The organism is Marinobacterium rhizophilum DSM 18822, assembly GCF_000378045.1.
Classification (GTDB): Bacteria; Pseudomonadota; Gammaproteobacteria; order Pseudomonadales; family Balneatricaceae; genus Marinobacterium_A; species Marinobacterium_A rhizophilum.
This window is the reverse complement of sequence record NZ_KB899106.1, coordinates 64,727-84,726: the sequence shown is the minus strand read 5'-3', so window position 1 is coordinate 84,726 and position 20,000 is coordinate 64,727. Positions and strand designations below refer to the sequence as shown.

General features: G+C 58.8%; 17 protein-coding genes. 10 read left to right on the top strand and 7 right to left on the bottom strand.

The genetic code is table 11. The features are described from left to right. Nucleotides 1-93 precede the first annotated feature (93 nt). The 3 genes from maiA to hmgA form a co-directional block, all read right to left on the bottom strand. The gene (maiA, locus tag F451_RS0117950; protein WP_020682790.1) at nucleotides 94-726 is read right to left on the bottom strand and encodes a maleylacetoacetate isomerase; all 633 of its coding nucleotides are present in this window, start codon (nucleotides 724-726) and stop codon (nucleotides 94-96) included. An 82-nt stretch (nucleotides 727-808) separates the two neighbouring features. Further along, nucleotides 809-2,125, bottom strand: a complete 1,317-nt coding sequence (fahA, locus tag F451_RS0117945) for a fumarylacetoacetase (protein WP_020682789.1) — start codon at nucleotides 2,123-2,125, stop codon at nucleotides 809-811. An 11-nt stretch (nucleotides 2,126-2,136) separates the two neighbouring features. Further along, a complete protein-coding gene (gene hmgA / locus F451_RS0117940) occupies nucleotides 2,137-3,441 on the bottom strand; it encodes a homogentisate 1,2-dioxygenase (RefSeq protein ID WP_020682788.1) in 1,305 nt (434 codons plus the stop codon). Between the two features lie 425 nt (nucleotides 3,442-3,866). On the opposite strand from hmgA, the gene F451_RS0117935 reads away from it, so the two are divergent. Beyond that, entirely contained in the window at nucleotides 3,867-6,347 is a 2,481-nt protein-coding gene (locus F451_RS0117935) for a cation:proton antiporter domain-containing protein (protein ID WP_020682787.1), read from the top strand. A gap of 302 nt (nucleotides 6,348-6,649) precedes the next feature. On the opposite strand, the gene F451_RS0117925 is transcribed toward F451_RS0117935, so the two are convergent. Next, the gene (locus tag F451_RS0117925) at nucleotides 6,650-6,853 is read right to left on the bottom strand and encodes a hypothetical protein (RefSeq protein WP_020682785.1); all 204 of its coding nucleotides are present in this window, start codon (nucleotides 6,851-6,853) and stop codon (nucleotides 6,650-6,652) included. Between the two features lie 297 nt (nucleotides 6,854-7,150). Next, on the bottom strand, nucleotides 7,151-7,426 hold the full coding sequence (locus tag F451_RS0117920; RefSeq protein ID WP_156826549.1) for a hypothetical protein: 276 nt from the start codon (nucleotides 7,424-7,426) through the stop codon (nucleotides 7,151-7,153). A 270-nt stretch (nucleotides 7,427-7,696) separates the two neighbouring features. Between F451_RS0117920 and F451_RS0117915 the strand changes: the two genes are divergently transcribed. The 8 genes from F451_RS0117915 (at nucleotide 7,697) to F451_RS0117880 (ending at nucleotide 17,563) form a co-directional block, all read left to right on the top strand. After that, complete coding sequence (locus F451_RS0117915) at nucleotides 7,697-8,398, top strand: endonuclease (protein ID WP_020682783.1); 702 nt, start codon at nucleotides 7,697-7,699, stop codon at nucleotides 8,396-8,398. Nucleotides 8,399-8,447: 49 nt separating this feature from the next. After that, nucleotides 8,448-9,449 (top strand): hypothetical protein, encoded by a 1,002-nt coding sequence (locus F451_RS25960; protein WP_020682782.1) that lies wholly within the window; start codon nucleotides 8,448-8,450, stop codon nucleotides 9,447-9,449. 222 nt (nucleotides 9,450-9,671) lie between these two features. Beyond that, complete coding sequence (locus tag F451_RS0117905; RefSeq protein WP_020682781.1) at nucleotides 9,672-10,154, top strand: FKBP-type peptidyl-prolyl cis-trans isomerase; 483 nt, start codon at nucleotides 9,672-9,674, stop codon at nucleotides 10,152-10,154. Between the two features lie 252 nt (nucleotides 10,155-10,406). Further along, complete coding sequence (locus F451_RS0117900; RefSeq protein ID WP_020682780.1) at nucleotides 10,407-12,599, top strand: bifunctional diguanylate cyclase/phosphodiesterase; 2,193 nt, start codon at nucleotides 10,407-10,409, stop codon at nucleotides 12,597-12,599. A 199-nt stretch (nucleotides 12,600-12,798) separates the two neighbouring features. Further along, nucleotides 12,799-13,092 carry a DUF6482 family protein gene (locus F451_RS0117895; RefSeq protein ID WP_020682779.1) on the top strand — a complete coding sequence of 98 codons (294 nt, stop codon included), beginning with the start codon at nucleotides 12,799-12,801 and terminating at the stop codon, nucleotides 13,090-13,092. Nucleotides 13,093-13,373: 281 nt separating this feature from the next. Continuing rightward, complete coding sequence (locus F451_RS0117890) at nucleotides 13,374-14,333, top strand: AAA family ATPase (protein WP_020682778.1); 960 nt, start codon at nucleotides 13,374-13,376, stop codon at nucleotides 14,331-14,333. A 285-nt stretch (nucleotides 14,334-14,618) separates the two neighbouring features. After that, nucleotides 14,619-15,587 (top strand): DUF58 domain-containing protein, encoded by a 969-nt coding sequence (locus F451_RS0117885; RefSeq protein WP_026291867.1) that lies wholly within the window; start codon nucleotides 14,619-14,621, stop codon nucleotides 15,585-15,587. Beyond that, nucleotides 15,584-17,563 (top strand): transglutaminase TgpA family protein, encoded by a 1,980-nt coding sequence (locus F451_RS0117880; RefSeq protein WP_020682776.1) that lies wholly within the window; start codon nucleotides 15,584-15,586, stop codon nucleotides 17,561-17,563. Before F451_RS0117885 ends, F451_RS0117880 begins: the two co-directional genes overlap by 4 nt. A 37-nt stretch (nucleotides 17,564-17,600) precedes the next feature. On the opposite strand, the gene F451_RS0117875 is transcribed toward F451_RS0117880, so the two are convergent. Beyond that, nucleotides 17,601-18,191 (bottom strand): uracil-DNA glycosylase family protein, encoded by a 591-nt coding sequence (locus tag F451_RS0117875; protein WP_026291866.1) that lies wholly within the window; start codon nucleotides 18,189-18,191, stop codon nucleotides 17,601-17,603. A gap of 157 nt (nucleotides 18,192-18,348) precedes the next feature. On the opposite strand from F451_RS0117875, the gene F451_RS26875 reads away from it, so the two are divergent. Then, the gene (locus tag F451_RS26875; protein WP_020682773.1) at nucleotides 18,349-19,059 is read left to right on the top strand and encodes a M48 family metallopeptidase; all 711 of its coding nucleotides are present in this window, start codon (nucleotides 18,349-18,351) and stop codon (nucleotides 19,057-19,059) included. Nucleotides 19,060-19,433: 374 nt separating this feature from the next. Here F451_RS26875 and F451_RS0117865 read toward each other — a convergent pair whose 3' ends face one another. Next, entirely contained in the window at nucleotides 19,434-19,883 is a 450-nt protein-coding gene (locus F451_RS0117865; RefSeq protein WP_156826548.1) for a hypothetical protein, read from the bottom strand. Nucleotides 19,884-20,000: the final 117 nt, after the last annotated feature.

Sequence of the window (20,000 nt, the reverse complement as noted above, 5' to 3'; positions counted from 1 at the left end):
AGCCGTGGCGGGGGCTTTGTGTATTGATCAAGAGGGCGTTGTAGCGGGGACTCGCTCTGCGGGCGAAGACGATTTTGTCGCACGGGTGCCGCGTCAGATCGTTGAATCCGGCTGGTTTTCCGGGCGTGCGGCATCAAAGGCGGGCAGCGCGTTGCAGGCCTCCCAGATTGACTGAATCTTTGGGTAGGCCGACATGTCCAGGTTGAAGCGCAGCGCGTTGTAGACCTGCGGAATCAGGTACAGGTCCGCCAGCGTGACCTCGCTGCCATGGCAGTAGGGCGCGGCTGCAAGTTCAGGTTCCAGCGCGCGAAAGCCTTCCTGGATCCAGTGGTGGTACCAGGCGGTTTTTTCATCATCGCTGACATTCAGCGTGCCCTTGAGATACTTCAGCACTCGCAGGTTATCGACCGGATGGATATCGCAGGCGATGAGATTGGCCCAGGCGCGCACTCTTGCGGCCTCATAGTGGTTGGCCGGCAGCAGCGCAATCGCGGGGTATTCGGCCTCGAGGTATTCCAGCATGGCGGTCGACTGGGTCAACAGGCGGCCATCATCGAGTTTCAGCGTGGGTACCAGGCCCTGTGGGTTGATTGTCTTGTAAGCATCCCCCAGGTTTTCGCCGCTCAGCAGATTCACCGGCGTCAGTCGATGTTTGATGCCCTTTAGATTCAGGGCGATGCGCACGCGATAGGCGGCGGACGAGCGGAAATAGGTAAAAAGTTCCATCGTGCATCCTGTTGCAAAAGCTTGATAGCCAAAACCCCGGGCCGTTGCCGGCGCCGGGGTTGCTGTTCAGTCCGGGCGCGTATTAGCGACGGGCCGGCAGTACCGTACCCACCACTTCGCCAAATCCGATGCGGGCAGCACCGGGCTTGGTGCAGTGACCGCGCATGACCACGGCGTCGCCATCCTCAAGGAAGGTGCGGGTCTCGCCGTTGGGCAGGGTAAACGGCTGCTTGCCGCCAGCACTTAGCTCCAGCAGGGAGCCGGCTTCCTCATGCGCAGGGCCCGATTGCGTTCCCGAGCCCAGCAGGTCACCGGGTTGCAGGTTGCAGCCATTGACCGTGTGGTGCGCCACCATCTGGCCGATAGTCCAGTAGGAGTGCTTGAAGCTGGATTGCGACAGTCGAGTCGGTTCCTGGCCTTCAATGCGCATCTGCTCGGTTTGCAGCAGGCACTCGAGCTGGATGTCCAGGGCACCTTGCTGGCTGTTGGCGTCGGAACTCAGGTAGGGCAGCGGCTGCGGATCTTCGGCCGGATGGCTGAACGCGGTGCGATACGGCGCCAGGGCTTCCATCGTCACCAGCCAGGGCGAAATGGTGGAGGCAAAGTTCTTTGACAGGAAGGGGCCCAGCGGCTGGTATTCCCAGGCCTGGATATCGCGTGCCGACCAGTCGTTGAACAGACAGATGCCGAACACGTGATCGTCGGCTTCATCAATACTCACCGGGTCGCCCAGGCTGTTGCCTGTTCCCATAAAAATGCCGATCTCCAGCTCGTAGTCGAGACGCTTGCAGGGGCCAAAGCTGGGTTGCGCTGCATCCGGCGCCTTGGTCTGGCCCTTGGGGCGGTGGAAGGTCTGACCCGATACACCAATGGAAGAGGCGCGCCCGTGGTAGCCGATGGGGACCCATTTATAGTTCGGCAGCAGGGGATTGTCCGGGCGGAATAGCGAACCGACGCTGGTGGCGTGGTACACGGAGGTATAAAAATCGGTGTAATCGCCGATGCTGCATGGCAGGCTGTATTCGGCTCTGGACTGGGCGATCAGGCAGTCCTTGAGCGTTTCTTCGGCCTCGCTGCCACTGCGCAATGCCCGGGAAAGGGCCAGGCGGAGCGACGACCAGGCTGTCTTGCCCATGCCCATGAAGTGATTGAGTGTCGGTTGGGCTGCGGCATTCAGGGCCTCGGCGACGAGTCCGTCAAACAGGCCGGAAGTCCGCGCCGCGGCCAGGTCGAGTATCTGATCGCCAATGGCGACGCCGCCACGGAAACTTTCATTGGAGCCCTTGTGGCGGAAACTGGCAAAGGGCAGGTTCTGGATCGGGAAGTCGGTTACGCCGTCGTTGGCGGATGTGACCCAGCTGGTGAGCGTGCTGTCGTGGGTTTCGTTTAGAGTGGTCATTGTTCCAGCCTTTATTTCTCGCCGTTAAAGTATTTTTTCAGTCCGGACCAGCAGTCAACGTAGTTGTGCTGGCGTGCGTCGGATTCCAGCGCATGGCGCGTGGGTGCGATCACATAGCGCGACTCGAACATGAACGCCAGGGTGTCCTTGTACTGCTCAGGCTTGAGCTCAGCTGCGCTTGCCTTTTCGAATACGGCGGCCTCCGGGCCATGGGGTGTCATGCAGTTGTGCAGGCTCATGCCTCCGGGTTCGAAGCCCTCTTCCTTGGCATCATAGACGCCTTCAATCAGTCCCATGAACTCACTCATCATATTGCGGTGATACCAGGGTGGCCTGAAGGTGTTTTCCGCCACCATCCAGCGTGGCGGGAAGATGACGAAGTCGACATTGGCAACGCCTGCGCTTTCGCTGGGTGACGTCAGCACGGTAAATATCGACGGGTCCGGGTGGTCGTAACTGACCGTGTTGATGACATTGAAACGCGCCAGGTCGTACTTGTAGGGCGCCGAAGTTCCCACCCAGGCCACAACATCCAAGGGCGAGTGGTTGATGGATGCGCGGTGCAATCCACCGCAGAACTTGGCGACGACTTCGTAATCGCCGTCCTTGTCTTCGAACCAGGCGACCGGATACTGGAAATCACGATCATTCGCATAGCCGTTGGCACCGACCGGACCGCGCTCTGGCAGATGCAGGACCGTACCGTAGTTTTCACAGATATAGCCGCGTACCGGGCCGTCCGGCAGCTCAATGTGAAACTTGATGCCGCGCGGAATCACCAGGATTTCACCCGGTTTGGCATGCAGGATGCCAAGTTCCGTATAGGCCAGTATCGCGCCCTGCTGCGGTACAAAGAGCATTTCACCATCGGCGTTGTAAAACACACGCTGGCCCATGCCGGTGTTGGCGCGATAAACGTGTATACCGATACCGACCTGGCTACGCGCATCACCATTGGCCGCGACAGTGATCATGCCGTCAATAAAATCGGTAGGGGTGTCGGGCATTGCCAGGGCGTCCCAGCGCATGACATTGGGTGGGCAGTCTACTTCCGTGATGGGGGCGGTGCGGATGAGTCCCTTGTCCATGGGGCCGAAATCACCCATGGCGATGGAAGGACGTATGCGATACGTCCAGGTGCGCCTGTTGCTGTGGCGCGGTGCGGTGAACGCTGTAGTGCTGAATTGTTCGGTGTACAGCTGGTAATTGCAGCGCTGAGGGTTGAACTGCCCCCGGGGCAGGGCGCCGGGCAAAGCCTCGGTTTCGTGCTCGTTGCCAAAGCCGCTGAGGTACTGGAGTTCGCTCGGATTGATCATATTGGAGTCCGTTGCACAGTCTTATTTTAGAACACGAATCAACACTCGTTACGTTAAAGCCAATCCCGCAGGCCTGTTGCGCCGCGTGTCGCGATGCCGAGGGTATTGACGCAAGAGTGCAGTCTTTGTTGATATTCTTATATGAAACTAAATTTACAGGCAGGCGCGGGCTATTTCAACCTTTTACCCTGTTATTTAGGTGTTTTTGGCGAGTAAAATATATATGTTTCGCCAATGTTCAGTATCTTTTGCAACTATGGGGTATTTTGTTTTTAGCCTTTTACTGTGACATTGCGCGCGTCTAAGCCCGATGCGGTGGGCGTGGGCTGTGCGGCACAAGGAATCAACTTGTGGTTATAATTTGACCAGCTGATGTTTCGACTCCTTTAATATAACAATCAGCATCGTTCAGCCGAGGCATGCTCATGGAGTCTGCTCTGCATATCGCCCATCTTGTGGCCGGCATTATTGCCTTGTTGCTGATTGCGGCCGTAACGCTGGCGGTTACCGAACGGCTGAGATTTCCCTTTACGGTAGCGCTGGTGCTCGTGGGTGCGGCCCTGGCGGAGATCGCGCAATCCTACCCACAGGCGCTGGGCCCGCTGGATGGCATTGAAATATCCTCGGGTCTGATTTTGTACGTCTTTCTGCCCACGCTGGTGTTCGAGTCCGCCTTTCACCTTGATTCCCGCCAGTTAAGGCGTGATCTGGCGCCGGTTGTGATGTTGGCCGTGCCCGGCCTGCTGGTGTCCACCTTTATCATTGGCGGCGTTATGGCGCTGGCGACGCCGGTGTCATTTTCGGCGGCGCTGTTACTGGGTGCCATACTGAGCGCCACCGATCCGGTGGCTGTCATCTCGTTGTTCAAGCGACTGGGCGCACCGCGAAGGCTAACGGTACTGGTTGAAGGTGAGAGCCTGTTCAATGATGCCACCTCCATTGTGCTGGCCCGGGTGCTGGTGGGCATTCTGGTCGCCGGCGCCGTGTCGGTCCAGAGCGTGCTGGAAGGCGTGCTGGACTTCGTGGTGGTGTTCGCCGGGGGGCTGATCGTGGGCTGGCTGATGGCACTGGTCACGGGTTATCTCCTGACGCTGCTGCAGGGTCATCATTTCATCGAGATAACATTGACCACCATCCTGGCCTACACCTCCTTTTTGATTGCCGAAGAGGTGTTTCATGTCAGCGGGGTGATGGCCACGGTAGCGGCTGCGCTGACATTCAGCGGCTGGGGCTGGATTAAGGTAAGCCCGCCGGTGCGTGCATACCTGGAACATTTCTGGGAATACATGGCATTCATCGCAACCGCGCTGATTTTTCTGATGGTGGGCATGCAGGCAGAGGTGACGGCATTGCTCGATGCCATGCCGCTTCTGGTCTGGGTCATCCTGGGCATGCTGCTATCCCGCCTGGTGGTGGTGTTCGGTCTCATGCCATTGGTTGAGCGTCTGCCGGGCGCTCAACCGGTGGGGCTGGGGTACAAGGCCGTGATCTACTGGGGTGGCTTGCGCGGTGCGATTGCGCTGGCAATCGTGCTGAGTTTGCCGCCCTTTGAGTATTCCGCCATCTTTACCACCCTGGTCATGGGCGCCGTGCTGTTTACGTTGTTGGTGCAGGGGCTCTCGATCAATGCGCTGGTACACCGCCTGGCACTGGATCGCCCGTCCCTGGCGGACCGGTTCGCCCGGGTGGAAGGTAATTTGCTGGCCAAGGGGCGCGCCCGCAGTCGTATTCCGGAGCTGATGGAAGGCGGGCTTTTCTCGGGTTCCATCGCACAACGCCTGCAGCTCAACTCCGACCGCGAGTTGCTGAGTATCCGTGAGGAGCTGGATCAGCTGCGCCTCGCGGAACTGGACACCAACGAGGAGCGTCGACTGCTCTATCTGCGTGGTTTCGCCGAAGAACAATCGCTGTTTATAGACATGTTCAACAAGGGGCACATTTGCGAAGCGGCGTTCTGGCAATTGCGACAACGCGTTGCGCTGGACCTGGATACGGTGCGCTTTCAGAGCAACCTTGAACACATTGCGTTCAGTACGCGACAGCCCAGTGTGCTGGAGCAGTTACGCTTGCGTCTGCTGGATCGGTTTGGCGTGCTGGCAGGCTACGCACAGCGCTTGCGGATCCGGCGGGTGGCCAAGGATTATGAGATCGCCTGGGGGCGCTACCAGAGCTGTGGTCGCGTACTCGAGCGGTTTGACGAGCTGGTGGAAATGGAATCCATTTCTCCGCAGGTGGCTGCCGAGGTCAGGCAGCAGTATGAAGCGTGGCATAGCGCCGCCTGCACGCAGCTCGATCAGATGGCCGAACAGTTTCCAGAATTCGTCGCCGATATGCAGGAGCGCCTGGGACAGCGACTGATCCTGCTGGCAGAAGGTGAAGCGATCGATGAGCAGCTGATGCGTGGAACCCTGCCGCAGGGTATCGCCGAGACACTGGAGCACGAAATGCAGGCAAAGCTGAAGCAGCTTCGTGGGGCTGAAATCAAAAAGCTGCGGGTCGAGCCGTCGGAACTGTTGCGCAAGGTGCCCTTTCTGCAGGACATACCCGAATCTGCGTTCGCACAACTGGCAACCCGAATGCGATCAGTCACGGTGGCGGAGGGCGAAAATATCATTACCCAGGGTGATACCGGGTACTCCGTGTATCTGATTGCACGCGGTGTGGTCCGTGTTATCCGCAAGGAAGGGGACGTTGAACGCCAGTTGGCAACCCTGATGGCCGGAGACTTCTGCGGTGAGATGGCGTTATTGAACCAGGAGACCCGCAGTGCCACCGTCAAGGCGGTGACCCCCTGTTCGTTATACGAGTTGCGGCGTGATGACCTGGTTCGCACGCTGGAGGAATACCCCGCTATTCATGCTGCGCTGGAAAAGGCGGCCCAGGATCGCAAAAGGGCCCACGCCTGATCGAATTCAACTTTCAAACGGGCGAAGGCGCTACGCAGGCGACGTTTTCCCGTTGCATGGACGCATGCCCTGGCGTTCAGCAGCCGTTACGCTTAATTCGGAGTGTGGCGCTTATTGTCGGATTATTGAATTCCCGCCCAGCCTGTTTGTACGCCAGGTTGACAGGTTCCTGCACAGGCTGCTGAAATTCCGCCTGCAGGGCTAACCCTGTGTTAAAAGTCCTCATTGACTCCACGAAAATAGCGGTTCTTCGAGGATTTTTCCTTGTCTTGGCTGCTTCGAACACGCTTTTCAACGATTTGTTAGGCGCGTTCGTTCGCCTGAATGCATTGATAGCGCAGCAGCGGCTCCCAGCAGCCTGTTTCGTTGGCGAGCCAGGTACCACAGATATTGCAGCGCGCAATGCAGAGGTTGTCACTGTCAAACAGAATGCTGAACTGATCGATATCGATAACGGATGGGGCCGGTGCACTCATCAGGGTGGCGCAGTGGCAAGGAGCGTTCATCGTATACCGGGATCCTGCGGGAAACGCCGGCGGTTGAGGCCTGGCTGTTTCGTTTGGCATGCATTAACTGACAGATTCTTACTCTGGAGTCCGGCAGCCAGGACAGCGCCGGGCTTGCTGTCCGATGAGCGGCACGCAGGTAACCTGACAGGTTCCAGCAGGTCCGTAACTGTCAGGCGTTGTGTCACGATGGTTGCTTGCATAAAGCTGAACGTATTGGGCATGGAGATATTTGCCCCCGTGATGGCTGTATTGATGAATCCGGCCCTGCGGGCGTATAGTTCTGCGCCGGGTGTTCTACTGGCGGCCGGGAACCAATGTTCGGTCGCTGGCAGACGGGCCAGAAGCGGCTGTGTCGCTACCGGCGTCAGCGCTGGGCACCGGCGGATTCTGGCGTTCGTCGTAATAGCCGATGCTGATGATTTCCCACTGGTTTAGATAACGATGCAGGTAGCTGTTGCAGCAGCGGCATTTATATAACTGGCTGTCCTGCAATGAGCTGATATTGACCAGGTAGGGATGGAGGCGTTGTTGGGTGATCAGGAGTTCGCATGAGGGGCAGGTGCTTTCCATTTCGATTGCCTCAATTGGTGCGGTTGTGATTTCGGGTCGCATCCGATGCGCCGAATGTTGTTCTATACCCAATGCCGGGCAACCCAATGCCGGGCATAGTTACGCTGGGAATAACTGTAGCGAACGTCATGCGAAAAATATTTAGGAGTTAGTCCTAAATTTTGCTGAATATTCCGAATGTTCACTTTATGGTTCGGGCGATGCCCATTCTCAATGCAGACAGGATGTCTGTTGTAACAGCAGGAGGCTTGCAGTGCGGAAACTTTTCTTATGCGTATGTTGTGGGTGGCATTGTTATTGCCACTTTATGCGTTTGCCGGTCCGCCGGCGTCCTTCAGTGCGGCAAAGCGCGAACTGGCAACCATCTATGCCGATAACCCTCAATCCTTTTACTGCGGTTGCCGCTACGGCGCACGGGGCAAGCGCCTTGAGCCGGATCTGGCCAGTTGTGGCTATCAGGCACGCAAGAATGCCAACCGTGCCGGACGTATTGAGTGGGAGCACGTTATGCCGGCCTGGGTATTCGGGCACCAGCGTCAGTGCTGGGAGCAGGGCGGTCGTCGGGCATGCAGTAAAGACCCCGACTTCAAGCGCATGGAAGCTGACATGAACAACCTGGTGCCGGCCATTGGCGAGGTCAACGGTGATCGTTCGAACTACGCTTACGGGATGATTTCCGGCGAGCCGCGCGCCTATGGAGCCTGTGATGTTGAGGTCGACTTCAAGGGGCGCATGGTGGAGCCTACCGATGCGGTTCGGGGCGATATTGCGCGCATTTATTTTTACATGCGTGACCGTTACCAGTTGCGCTTGAGCAAGAGCGAGACACGCCTGCTGGAAATCTGGAACCGTGCCGACCCCGTCGATAGCTGGGAACTGGAGCGCAATCGACGTATTCGCACGGTGCAGGGTTTCGGCAACCCCCATGTGGAAGCCGCCGAAGGTATGCTGGTCAGGAATCGCCAGCCCTAATGAAGTGTTCGTTGTCTCGTAATCCGCTTTAGTAAGGAGGACAAGATTCATGCTGCATATAACGAACGGCGACATGGCGAATCAGTGGCTGCAATGCGCCGGTATTGGTGGTGAATACCTGGCCTGGAGTGATGTGCTGCATGAGGGCCCGGTGCCGGGCGGGCTGAGCCTGGATGAGTTGTCCCGCGTGCGCGCCGCCTTTATCGCCAGCTGCGGCTGGGCGACCGACTTCGAAGCCCAGACGCATTTTCAGGCCCGGGATGCGCTGTTCAGACGCGCTGCACGCGAGGGTGGCGTTGTTATATGGAACTCGTTTGAACTCTTTGATCAGCTGCATCTGTTGCAACTGTTGAGCTGGTATCACGAGGAAGGTCAGGGCCTGGCGTGGCCAGAGCTGGTGCTGGTGGCGGATTACCTGGGGCAGGCCCTCCTGGGGCAGGCCGACCTGGGGCAGGCCCAAGCGGCGCGTGCGGCTGCTTATTTCGCTACGAGGCAGCGCGTGACCGAGCGACAGATGAATCTGGCCGTGGATGCCTGGCAGGCATTTTGTAACGCTAACCCCCGCATGCTGGCACAAATACTGCGCCAGGATTTGTCGGCGTTACCGTTTCTTGCCAGCGCGATTGAGCGTTTGTTGCAGGAATATCCGGGCCCGTGGGGAGTCAACCGTACTGAAAGGCAGGTACTGCAGTCGGTGCGCGATGGCGTGCAAGATCCTGCGGGCTTGTTTCGGGCAGTGCGTGCCGAAGAGGAGATCGCATTTATGGGCGACGCCAGTTTTTGGCGTGTGCTCGAAGGGTTGCTTCGGGCGCCCTGTGCGCTGCTGCATGCTGAAGGCGGCCGTTTTGTTCGACCGGGCCTGAGCGGCTGCGATGACGCTTTCCTGGCGCTGCGTTTCTCCCTTACGCAAAAGGGGCGGCAAGTGCTCGATGAAGAGCGCGACTGGCTGGCGGAGCAGCCGATCGACCGCTGGATCGGCGGGGTCAACTTCAGCGGCAGTGGTATCTGGCGCTGGGACTATGCGACCAGGGAGCTGACGCGGAGCGACTGATACGTGCCTGTGGCGCCAGATGAACCCTGCAAGGGGTGACAGTCGTCTGTCGGCACGTTAGGATGCGCGGGGAATGCTTGGTGGCGTTGTCTGCGGGTGGCTCACACAGGTTTTCAAATACTTAAATGTCTGCTGTTCAGTGCCAGGTCTCGAATGTCCTATCCGGGCGGGAAATCCGATGGTGATCTGAGTCAGTTGTGACGACAGAACGGAGTAATACCAGTGCAGATAGCTCAAAATACCGTGGTGCAGATTCACTACACTCTTAAGAACGCCGCAGGCGACGTGATTGATACATCCGCAGGCCAGGAACCGCTGGCCTACTTGCACGGCGGTGGCAACATCGTTGAAGGTCTCGAGTCTGCTTTGGCTGGCAAAACGGTCGGCGACAAGCTGGATGTCACCGTTGAACCCGAGCGTGGTTATGGCGAACGCCGCGAAGACCTGGTTCAGGATGTCGAGCGCAGCAACTTTGTCGGCGTAGAAGAAATCGAGGTCGGCATGCAGTTTCTGGCTCAGACCCCCTGGGGCGAACAGCCGGTAACAGTTATCGCCGTGGCCGACGATAGCGTGCAGCTGGACGGCAACCACCCGCTGGCCGGTGAAACACTGAACTTCTCGGTGGAAGTAGTGGATGTGCGCGAGGCCAGTGAAGAAGAATTGCAGCACGGCCATGCCCACGGTGAAGGTGGTCACCACCACTAAGCCGTTGCGCCCAGCCGGCGAGGCTGCCTCGCCGGCATGGCAACCGGATACCCGGTATCCGGTTGTCTATGCGTGAGCCCTTCACGCATGTTGACTCTGTTACGGATGACACCTGACTTTAGATAACATTCCCCGGTTGCCTGCGTCTGGGCTGAGACAGGCTTCGCGACGTTGAGATTGCAACGCGGGTGAAGTTGATTATGCGGCTACCGATGCAAGGATGTATCACCGGTAATTGCTAAAGGGGTCTGGGTGCTGCGTAAAACTTCTGTATTTTCCTTCTGCGTTTTCGCGGCCGTACTGGCGCTCGGTTTCTACTGGAACCAGCTCAATCAGACCTTGCAGCAACGTGAACAGGCCTCCCTGATTCGTGATCTGATCAACACCCAGGTCAGCTCCGTCGAGCGTTTGCTCAATCTTTCTCTGCTTTCAACCGAACTGCTGGCCCACGAGGTGCGCCGCAGTAATGGGGAACCTGCGGATTTCGTTGCCCGTGCGGCCGAGATACTGCGTGACTTTCCCGCGGTTTCAAGTTTGCAGCTTGCACCTGCTGGCGTTAACAGCCAGATATATCCATTTGCGGCTAACGAAGCGGCGCTGGGGCTGAATGTATTCGAACATGGCCCAACAGCCATCGCTACCGCCCGGGCGCGGGATGATAATCGGCTGACCATCAATGGCCCCCTTGCTTTGGTGCAGGGCGGCAGAGCGGTCATCGGGCGTAATCCCGTGTATCTGCCGGGGCCTGGTGCCAAGGATGAGTTTTGGGGTTTTGTGTCGGCGGTCATTGATATTGATCGGCTTCTGTCGGTGACCGACCTGCAGAAGCTGGCCCAAAATGGCTATCAGTACGAGCTTGTCAGCCCTGCAAGCCCCGCTGCGCCTGAGCAGGTCGTGTTCAGCGGGGGAGGCCCGCTTGTCGGTGACAACATGCAGACACTGGATGTGCGGGTGCCCAATGACCGCTGGCTGTTGCGCATGAGTCACGGTGGCCATGATGGCGGCGGCCTCGTATTGGGCTTTGGCCATGTTCTCAGCCTGTTTGCGGCGCTGATTATCGCCTGGCTGGTGCACTATGTTCTGCGCGAGCCCTATCGGTTACGCGGGCTGGTGGAAGCGCGCACGCGGGAGCTGCATGATCTGGCCTACCATGATTATCTTACAGGTCTCGTTAACCGGCGTTTGCTGAACGAACAACTCGGTCAGGCGCTGCGCGAGCAATCCTACAGCGGCCGTGCCGTTGCGCTACTGTATCTCGATCTGGATGATTTCAAGCGCATCAACGACTCCATGGGCCATGAGGTCGGCGATCAGCTGCTGGTGGCGGTTGCCAATCGTTTGCGGGCTCAGGTCAGGGCCAATGACATTGTCGCTCGTCTGGGCGGCGATGAATTTGCCGTGGTGCTGTTTATCAGCGGTGGGCAGCATGATCTGCTAAGGCTGGCTGAAAAAATAGTCCAGGAACTCGGTCGGCCAGTACGTCTTAACAACCGGGATCTGGTAATCAGTACCTCGATCGGCATAACGCTGGCGCCCCATGATGGCGACTCTGCCAGCCAGTTGTTGCGCAATGCCGATATGGCGCTCTATGCCTCCAAGCGCCGTGGCAAAAACTGCGTCGCGTTTTTTAACGTTGAGATGCAGCGCGAGGTCTCGCGGCTGATGCAGCTGGAGGAAGACCTGCGCCATGCGCTCGCGAACCGGCAACTGTCGCTGGCCTTTCAACCGATCGTCAATATTGAGCATGATCGAGTGGCTGGCTTTGAGGCGCTGGTACGCTGGCATCATCCCGAGCAGGGCCTGCTGATGCCAGGCCAATTTATTCCGGCGGCGGAACAATCGGGGCTGATTGTGCCGCTGGGCTTCTGGGTATTGCGTAACGTATGCCAGGGGCTGGTAGCGCGCATCGAGTCGCAACTGGATGTTGTGCCGGTGGCGCTGAACATCAGCCCGCAGCAGTTCCGTGACAAGCATTTCATGATTGAAGTACAGACTATCCTGAGCGAGTCCGGCGTTGCGCCGGAGTTGCTGGAGTTCGAGATTACCGAAAGTACGCTGATGGATGATCTGGAGGCGACCATCGCCATTCTTAACGCCCTCAAGCGGCTAGGCATACGGATCTCCATCGATGATTTTGGTACCGGCTATTCATCGCTTGCGCTGCTCAAGCAGCTGCCGGTGGATACGCTGAAGATTGATCGCTGCTTTGTGAAGGATATCGGTGAGGATGAAGAAGACCGCCAGATAATTCAGGCAGTCATTGCCATGTCAGCCCAGCTTGATCTGGAGGTTATTGCAGAGGGGGTGGAAACGTTGGCGCAGCGTGATTTGCTCTATGCCTTTGGCTGTCGCCGGGTACAGGGGTACCTGTATGGAAAGCCGCTGATCGGCGCCATACCCAATACGAATTTGTTATCGCTGCAAGCTGCCAGTGTGGCGTCATAACCGAATGTCTCTGACCGCGTCACCCGCCCAGGATCATACCCTGCGGCGCTTATGCTCCTATACTGCAGTGACAGCAGAGGCGGTCAGCCGGATGGTCCGGTTTTCGCACGGGGTTGGTTAAAGCCGAAGGGTTGCAATGAACCTGTGGAGGCGCTGTGTCTCTAAGCTGTTGCAAGCGTGCAATCCGTGGAGGGCGTACATGCAAATTTCCGAGTTCAAGGCATTGGCTGCAAGCCACAAGCTGAAAACGGTAAATTTTATCGAATCCGGCTGTGGCCCGATGGTCGTAGAGGTGGAGTACGAAGGCGGCAAGGATCTGATCAAGGACAGAAGTGGTACCGTTATCACTTGTGCCAACGTGACGCAGGCCTATGACGTCTGTCATCGTGCCGGGGTGCATGAGGCCAATCTGGTGCAGATCGTCCCCCATGATGAAACCTGTGCCGATGTCGTGATGGATTACCACCGCGACTCCATTCCACTCAAATTCTAAGGCGTCGCCGTTTATAGCGGTGGCGCGAGGCTTCCCAAACACCTGCCGGTTGTATCAACGGCGGGTGTTTTAATGTGTAGAGCTTCTTGCATCAGCCAGTTTGGCGAGCCGTCGATCATTATGCATTATCATTATTGTTAGCCTGTCATAAAATCCAGCACTTTCATGCCCATGTGTCGCTATTTGGGGTAACGTACTGTCAGGCAGGGAGCTTGGGTGTTCGCCAGGTTAACAACAGCGTGCGGAGGTCCGTATAGGCGTCCGATTTTGAGGTAGGGTTAATGCAGGTATCGTCTGCAATAAACAAACAGAGTGTCGCCCTGAGGGACAAGGTCGAGCTTGCAGTCAGCAACGTCGGCACGCTGGTTCTGGGCAAGGAGAGCCAGATCCGCATGGCGCTGACCTGCCTGTTTTCCCAGGGGCACCTGCTGATTGAAGATCTTCCGGGTATGGGGAAAACGACCCTGGCCCATGGTCTGGCCCAGGTGTTGGGATTGAGTTTTCAGCGCGTTCAATTCACCAGTGACATGCTGCCGGCCGACATTGTGGGTGTCTCGATTTTCGATCAGAGCACGTCGGCCTTTCGTTTTCATCCCGGGCCGGTGTTCACCCAGATGCTGCTGGCTGATGAAATCAATCGCACGACACCCAAGACGCAAAGTGCGCTGCTGGAAGCCATGGAGGAGCGACAGGTTACGCTTGATGGCCAGACCCATCCGCTGCCCGAACCCTTTTTTGTTATCGCGACCCAGAACCCGAATACACAGTTCGGTACCTTTCCGCTGCCGGAGTCCCAGCTTGACCGCTTTCTGATGCGCATAGAGCTGGGTTACCCCGCGCCCGAGGCCGAGCGTCAGCTGCTCACCGAGGGCCACAGCCGCAGCCGGCGCAGTCCGCTGCCGGTGTGTATCGATCAGGACGACCTGGGGGCGATTCGCGCAGAGTGCCAGGCTGTGAGGGTCTCCAGCAGCCTGATCGACTATTTGCAGCGCCTGGTGCAATACACTCGCGAAGCCCCTCAGTTTGCCTATGGCGTGTCGCCGCGAGGCAGTCTCGCGCTGCTTCAGTGTGCCCGTACCTGGGCCTACATGCATGGGCGGGATTATGTCGTTCCCGAAGACCTGCAAGCGCTGCTTGAACCGGTGGTGGGCCATCGCCTGCGCGCCGCGGAACAGGTAGGAGGGCATGGCAGCGAGGCGTTGATCCGGCAGATGCTGGAACAGGTTGATGTGGTTGGGTAGCAGCCCGTCGGACTTAGCACTGATCTACTGCGGAGAATCCGAATTTGGCCATTTTATGTCCTTTTTTTTGTTAAATAGAACCACTATTCACAAGCTACATCCCTGTAGCGTGCCCTGTGGGCAGCTATCGCTGTGTAAATCGGCCATCCTGCCGATTTATCGCCTCAAAATAGTTCGAAAAACGCCACAAATCGGCCTTTCCCTCGCTACGATCGGCCAAGCCCGACAGGCTGCTTGGCGGCTTTCGCCGGCGATTGGGGCCGCAGTGGTTGTTCAGGGGGCGGCGTGACTGAGTCCTGGCGTCGTCGGCTCGGGGCCAGGGCGCGGCGCTGGGCTTTGCGCCGCCATGCGCCGGCCCGTAGCCTGACCCTGACACAAAACCGCATTTTCATCTTTCCGACCCCGGCAGGGCTCTGGTTTCTGTTTGCCGCACTGGTGATCCTGCTGCTGGGCATCAATTACGAAAACAACCTGGTGTATGCCGTCAGTTTTTTGCTGCTGTCGTTGTTTGTCGTCTCCATTTTGCATACGTACAGCAACCTGGCCGGGCTCAGCATCACTGCGCTCTCGGCCCGCCCCTGCCTGGTGGGGGAGAGCGCAGAATTTGAACTGCTGCTGCGGGCCGGCCGGCGGCGCAATTACGAAGCCCTGCAACTGTCCTGGGTGGAGCAGGCGCCGGTGAGCTGTGATCTTATCGATGACAGTGAAAGGCGTGTGCGGCTCTACGCCCCGGCTGTTGAGCGGGGCTGGTGGAGCCCGGGTGCCTTGCTGATCGAGACGCTGTATCCGCTTGGGCTGCTGCGGGCCTGGACCTGGCTCGAGACCGATCTCAAGGCGCTGGCGTACCCTCGACCACTGGAAGGCGGCCTGTTGCCGCACGGCGCCGGCCGCGGTGAGCGGGGCGCAGTCGCCAGCATTCAGGGTAGCGAGGATTTCGCGGGCCTTGAAGCCTATCAGCGGGGCATGTCACCGCGCCATATCGCCTGGAAGCAGCTGGCTGCTGGCCAGGGTTTGCATGCCAAGCAGTTTGTCGATCATGCTGATGAGCAACTCTGGCTTGACTGGTCATTCTGGCCTGAGCTTGATACCGAGCAGCGCTTGTCCAGGCTGTGCTACTGGACCCTGAAACTGGCGCGCCAGGGGCTGGAGTACGGCTTGCGCCTGCCTGGGCTTGAAATTGCTCCGGGGCGGGGCGGCCGGCACCGCCATCAGGTGCTGCGCGCGTTGGCGTTGCATGGGCGGGCACCGCAGTGAAGGCCGCGTACCAGCTGACTCGCCCGGCGTTGCTGTGGCAATTGCTGATGGTGGTCGCGGTGCTGTTGCCCCACAGCCTGCGCTTGCCCTGGTGGCTACCGCTGATGACTCTGGGGGCATTGGGCTGGCGTTTGTGGGTGCACCTGGGCCGCACGTCCTTTCCGCACTGGAGCGTAAAATTCATGATGGCGGTGACCGCCGGCATCGGGGTGATCGCATCGATCGGCCGCGGCAATGGGCCTGAGCTCGCCGTGGCATTGTTGTTCGCCGGTTTCTCGCTCAAACTGCTCGAAATTTACAAGCGGCGCGATGCGCTGGTGCTGATCTATGTGGCCTATTTTCTCGCTGCCACGGAGTTGCTGTTCGGTCAGACTTTGCTGCACGCGCTCTATGTCGCGCTGTTGATCGTGCTGATTACGGCGGCGTTGAATGCGGTTTACCAGAGTGAACGCCATCCCGACTTCTGGCGTCCGTTGCGGGCCTCGGTGCGACTGGCGCTGCCGGCGCTGCCGCTGATGGTGGTGCTGTTCGTGCTGATGCCGCGCATCGGCCCGATCTGGTACGCTCCGCTGGCACAGGAGGAGGCCCGTACGGGGCTTTCAGATACGCTGTCGCCCGGGGACGTGAGTCGTTTAACCGGTTCCAGTGAGATCGTATTTCGGGCCGAATTTGATAACGGCCGGTCGCCGCCGCCGTCCAGTCTATACTGGCGCGGCCTGACCTATGACCTGTTCGACGGCCGGCGCTGGGAAGCCGAAGGCCGCCGTACCCTGTCGCAGTCAGCGCAACCACTGCCGCCGGAGCCAGGCGCGCTGTTGCGCTACCGCATTACCCAGGAGCCGAGTGGCCGGTCCTGGGTGTATGCACTGGATTATCCAGTGTCGGCGCCCTGGCCATTGCGCTTGCTGGCCAATCAGACACTGAGGGCGCCGGCCAGGATCCGTCAGCGGGTGGATTTTTCGCTCGCATCGCGCCTGTCGGCCAGCAGCTATCAGCCACTCTCGGCTGCCCAGCGCGAACGCTACCTCGCGCTGCCGGAGCAGGGTAATGCCCGCGCCCGAGAGATGGCGTTGTCCTGGCGGGCCCAGGACAGTTCCACTGAAGCGCTGGTGGCACGGGCGCTGGCACTCTATGCGCGGGAGTTTCGCTATACCCTGACACCTGAGCGCCTGGGCGACGACAGCATTGATGATTTTCTGTTTGATACGCGCGAGGGCTTTTGCGGCCACTTTGCCAGTAGCCTGACCTTTTTGCTGCGGGCCGCAGGGGTGCCCGCCCGCATTGTCGGTGGCTATCTGGGGGGGGAATGGAATCCCTATGAGTCCTATCTGGTGGTACGCCAGTTTGAGGCTCACGCCTGGACTGAGGTCTGGTACGAGGGCCGAGGATGGGTGCGCGTCGATCCGACCGCGGCGGTGGCGCCAGAGCGTATCGAGCAGAGTGCCGAACAGCTGCTGGCGAGCCAGCCGGGATTTCTGGCTGATACACCGTTGTCGCCGGTGCGTTTTGGTCATATCGGCTGGATTACGACCTTGCGACTGCGGGCCGATGCGCTGAACTTTGTCTGGCACCGCTGGGTACTCAGCTACCAGCTGCGCCAGGGTGAGTTGCTGCAGAAACTGTTCGGTGATCTTGCGTTGTGGAAACTGGCGCTGGCACTGCTGATCCCGTTCAGTGTCGTGCTGGGTTGGGTCGCGCTCGGCCTGCTGCGCCAGCGCAGACCCAGGACGAAAAACCCGGTGGATGCGGCGCTGCTGCGTTTGAGCAGCAAGTTTGAGCGTCGCGGACTTGGGCGTCGGCCGGGTGAGCCGGTAGGTACCTATGCGCAGCGGGTTGCACTGGCCCGTCCCGATCTGGCGCCCATGATCGGTACAGTGGCGCGCCTGTACGTGCAGCTGCGCTATGCAGAAGATGCGGGTCCGGCACTGCAGCGCGCTTATCTGGCGGCTGTACGTGCCTGCCTACGACAGCTCTGATGCCTGAATGGCCGTGATGACCGAGCAGTAACGACGCTTATGCCAAAGCGCTTTGTACACGCAGGCGTAATTCTGGCAGCAGCTCGGTGTCGAACCAGGGGTTGTTCCTGAACCAGCGCTGGTTGCGCGGCGAGGGGTGGGGCAGTGGAAGGCAGTGGGGTGGCAGCTCGCGCCAGCGCAATAGCGCGTCGGTGAGGGTGGTAAAGGTGCCTGGCAGGTAATGCCGCTGGGCATATTGACCTACCAGCAGCGTCAGACGGATATTCGGCAGGGCGTCGAGCAGGCGCGGGTGCCATAACGGTGCGCATTCCCGGCGGGGTGGCTTGTCACCACTGGCAGATGCGCCTGGATAGCAAAATCCCATCGGCATGATGGCGAGGCAGGAGGCCGCGTAAAATTGTTGCCGGTCAAGCCCGAGCCAGTCTCGCAACCGATCGCCGCTGGCATCGTCAAACGGGCGGCCAAGGGCTGTGGTACGCCGGCCAGGGGCCTGCCCTATGATGAGAATCCGGGCGTCGTGGGCCGCCTGCACGATGGGGTGTGCAGTCTCCGGCAGGCCCTGGCAGTGTCGGCACTGGCGTATTTCCTGTACCAGCGCTTCACAATCTCTCGTGGGGATCGGTTCCACAGTGCAATCTTCCGTATAATGGCCGTCGGTCTGGTTTTATTTCGACATGTGTTCGGCTATATGTGTTCGGCCCAGCAATAACGTCAGGCCAGACAGGCCTGCCGCTTAGTCGCCGTAGTCCTAACTAAATCACATTATTAAGTCTGTGCGGAGTTTCATGTCTGACATTCACGACCAGGCACCAGTGTCGTTTGACTATCAGGTGGTGCGCAGCAAGCGCAAGAGTGCCGCCATCCAGGTAAACGCAGACGCCGTTCTGGTGCGGGTTCCCCAATGGGTCAGTGCGCAGTGGGTTGATAAGTTTGTGCAAAGTCGACGTCAGTGGGTGCTGCGTCATCTGGACCGACAACAGATTCAGCAGGCTGCCCATGGTATCGAGATCGTCGAGGGCGGGCTTATTCCATGGCGTGGCCGTGATTATCGACTGCGCTGGCAGTCGGGTGGGGCCAGTGCTGTCGTAATCGCGGGTGATGAAGTCGTGGTGACGTTGTCGAGGCGTATCCGCAGGCCCGCTGAGCAGGCGGTGAGCGCACTGTTGCAGCAGTGGCTGATACAGCAGGCCGAGCAGCTGCTTGGCGCGCGCCTGCTGGAACTGAGTCGGCAGACCGGGCTCATGCCGGCGGCAGTTTCGGTACGCAGCTTTCGCCGTCGCTGGGGCAGCTGTGACAGTGGCGGCCGGATTTCACTGAACTGGCGGCTTGTCATGGCACGACCCGAAGCCGCGGACTATGTGCTGATTCATGAGCTGTGCCATTTGCGTCATTTTGACCACTCGGCACGTTTCTGGCGCCTGGTTGAGCACCACTGCCCGGACTGCAGGCCGTTGCAGGACTATTTCCGCCAGCGGGGCTGCTGGCTGCAATGGTGATATGGGGCTCAGCAGCCTGTCGGACTTAACACTGATCTACTGTGGAAAAGCCGATTCTCTCCGGTAAAAAGGGGTCATTTTTCGTACTCTTTATTGTTAAATTGAACCACTATTTGACTCAAAAGAGTTCAAAAACTAACTCAAATCGGTCTTCCCCTCGCTACGACCGGCCAAGCACGACAGGCTGCTGATGAGCCAGTTTTACAGGCCTTTTTCGGCATGGTGCGGTGCAACCTGTGTCGCTTGTCTAGTGTTCAGGAATTTATACCGTTATCTTTCATGGCGCTGGTTTTACAGTGCCAGTGGCGATTCTGGTGGATATGATGCGGTTCTGTTTGGCGCAGCACCCAGGCCACTCAAATACGGCTTAGCCGTTATGGGCGCACACTGCGAAAGCCGCCATCGACCCAGGTTATCGCTTCATAGCAGCCCTTGGGGGCCTGGGTGCCGCACTGGGAGCCGTGCAGCGCGAGCAGCAACATGCGGTCATTGTCCCAGTCGATAATCTGCCACTGGCGCACATGACGCTGCAGGATCTGGTTGTTGACGATGACCTTGAGACCACAGCCGGTGGCATCGCAGAACTGGTTGGCCGATGTGGTGCAGGTGTAAGTGCTTTCGTCGACGATTTCATCGTCTATGCCATCGCGATTGAGGTCGATGACGCGAATGGTCCCGGGTTGATAACCCAGCTGTCCGTCCTGATTGGCGGCACAGGCTTGGCGCGCGTCCCTGATCAGTTGATTCGACAGTTCCGACGCCTGGGGTGCAATGCCCCAGAGCACCGCACTCGCGCTGATCAGCAGCATAATGACTCTTTTCATGGGTCCACTTCCTCTGCATCTGCTAGGCGTTCCCGCCGTTGATGTTTCCCACAGAATAGCTGAAACCGCATTAAAGCATCGAGAGAAGCCACATGCGCTTTTGTTGCAACTGTGTTG

Bases quoted from the DNA above. Each gene is read 5' to 3' on its own strand.
- F451_RS26875 (WP_020682773.1), top strand. From the start codon at position 18,349: ATGTCTGACATTCACGACCAGGCACCAGTGTCGTTTGACTATCAGGTG.
- F451_RS0117935 (WP_020682787.1), top strand. From the start codon at position 3,867: ATGGAGTCTGCTCTGCATATCGCCCATCTTGTGGCCGGCATTATTGCC.
- F451_RS0117915 (WP_020682783.1), top strand. From the start codon at position 7,697: ATGCGTATGTTGTGGGTGGCATTGTTATTGCCACTTTATGCGTTTGCC.
- F451_RS25960 (WP_020682782.1), top strand. From the start codon at position 8,448: ATGCTGCATATAACGAACGGCGACATGGCGAATCAGTGGCTGCAATGC.
- F451_RS0117920 (WP_156826549.1), bottom strand. From the start codon at position 7,426: ATGGAAAGCACCTGCCCCTCATGCGAACTCCTGATCACCCAACAACGC.
- hmgA (WP_020682788.1), bottom strand. From the start codon at position 3,441: ATGATCAATCCGAGCGAACTCCAGTACCTCAGCGGCTTTGGCAACGAG.
- F451_RS0117895 (WP_020682779.1), top strand. From the start codon at position 12,799: ATGCAAATTTCCGAGTTCAAGGCATTGGCTGCAAGCCACAAGCTGAAA.
- F451_RS0117925 (WP_020682785.1), bottom strand. From the start codon at position 6,853: ATGAACGCTCCTTGCCACTGCGCCACCCTGATGAGTGCACCGGCCCCA.
- fahA (WP_020682789.1), bottom strand. From the start codon at position 2,125: ATGACCACTCTAAACGAAACCCACGACAGCACGCTCACCAGCTGGGTC.
- F451_RS0117865 (WP_156826548.1), bottom strand. From the start codon at position 19,883: ATGAAAAGAGTCATTATGCTGCTGATCAGCGCGAGTGCGGTGCTCTGG.
- F451_RS0117890 (WP_020682778.1), top strand. From the start codon at position 13,374: ATGCAGGTATCGTCTGCAATAAACAAACAGAGTGTCGCCCTGAGGGAC.
- maiA (WP_020682790.1), bottom strand. From the start codon at position 726: ATGGAACTTTTTACCTATTTCCGCTCGTCCGCCGCCTATCGCGTGCGC.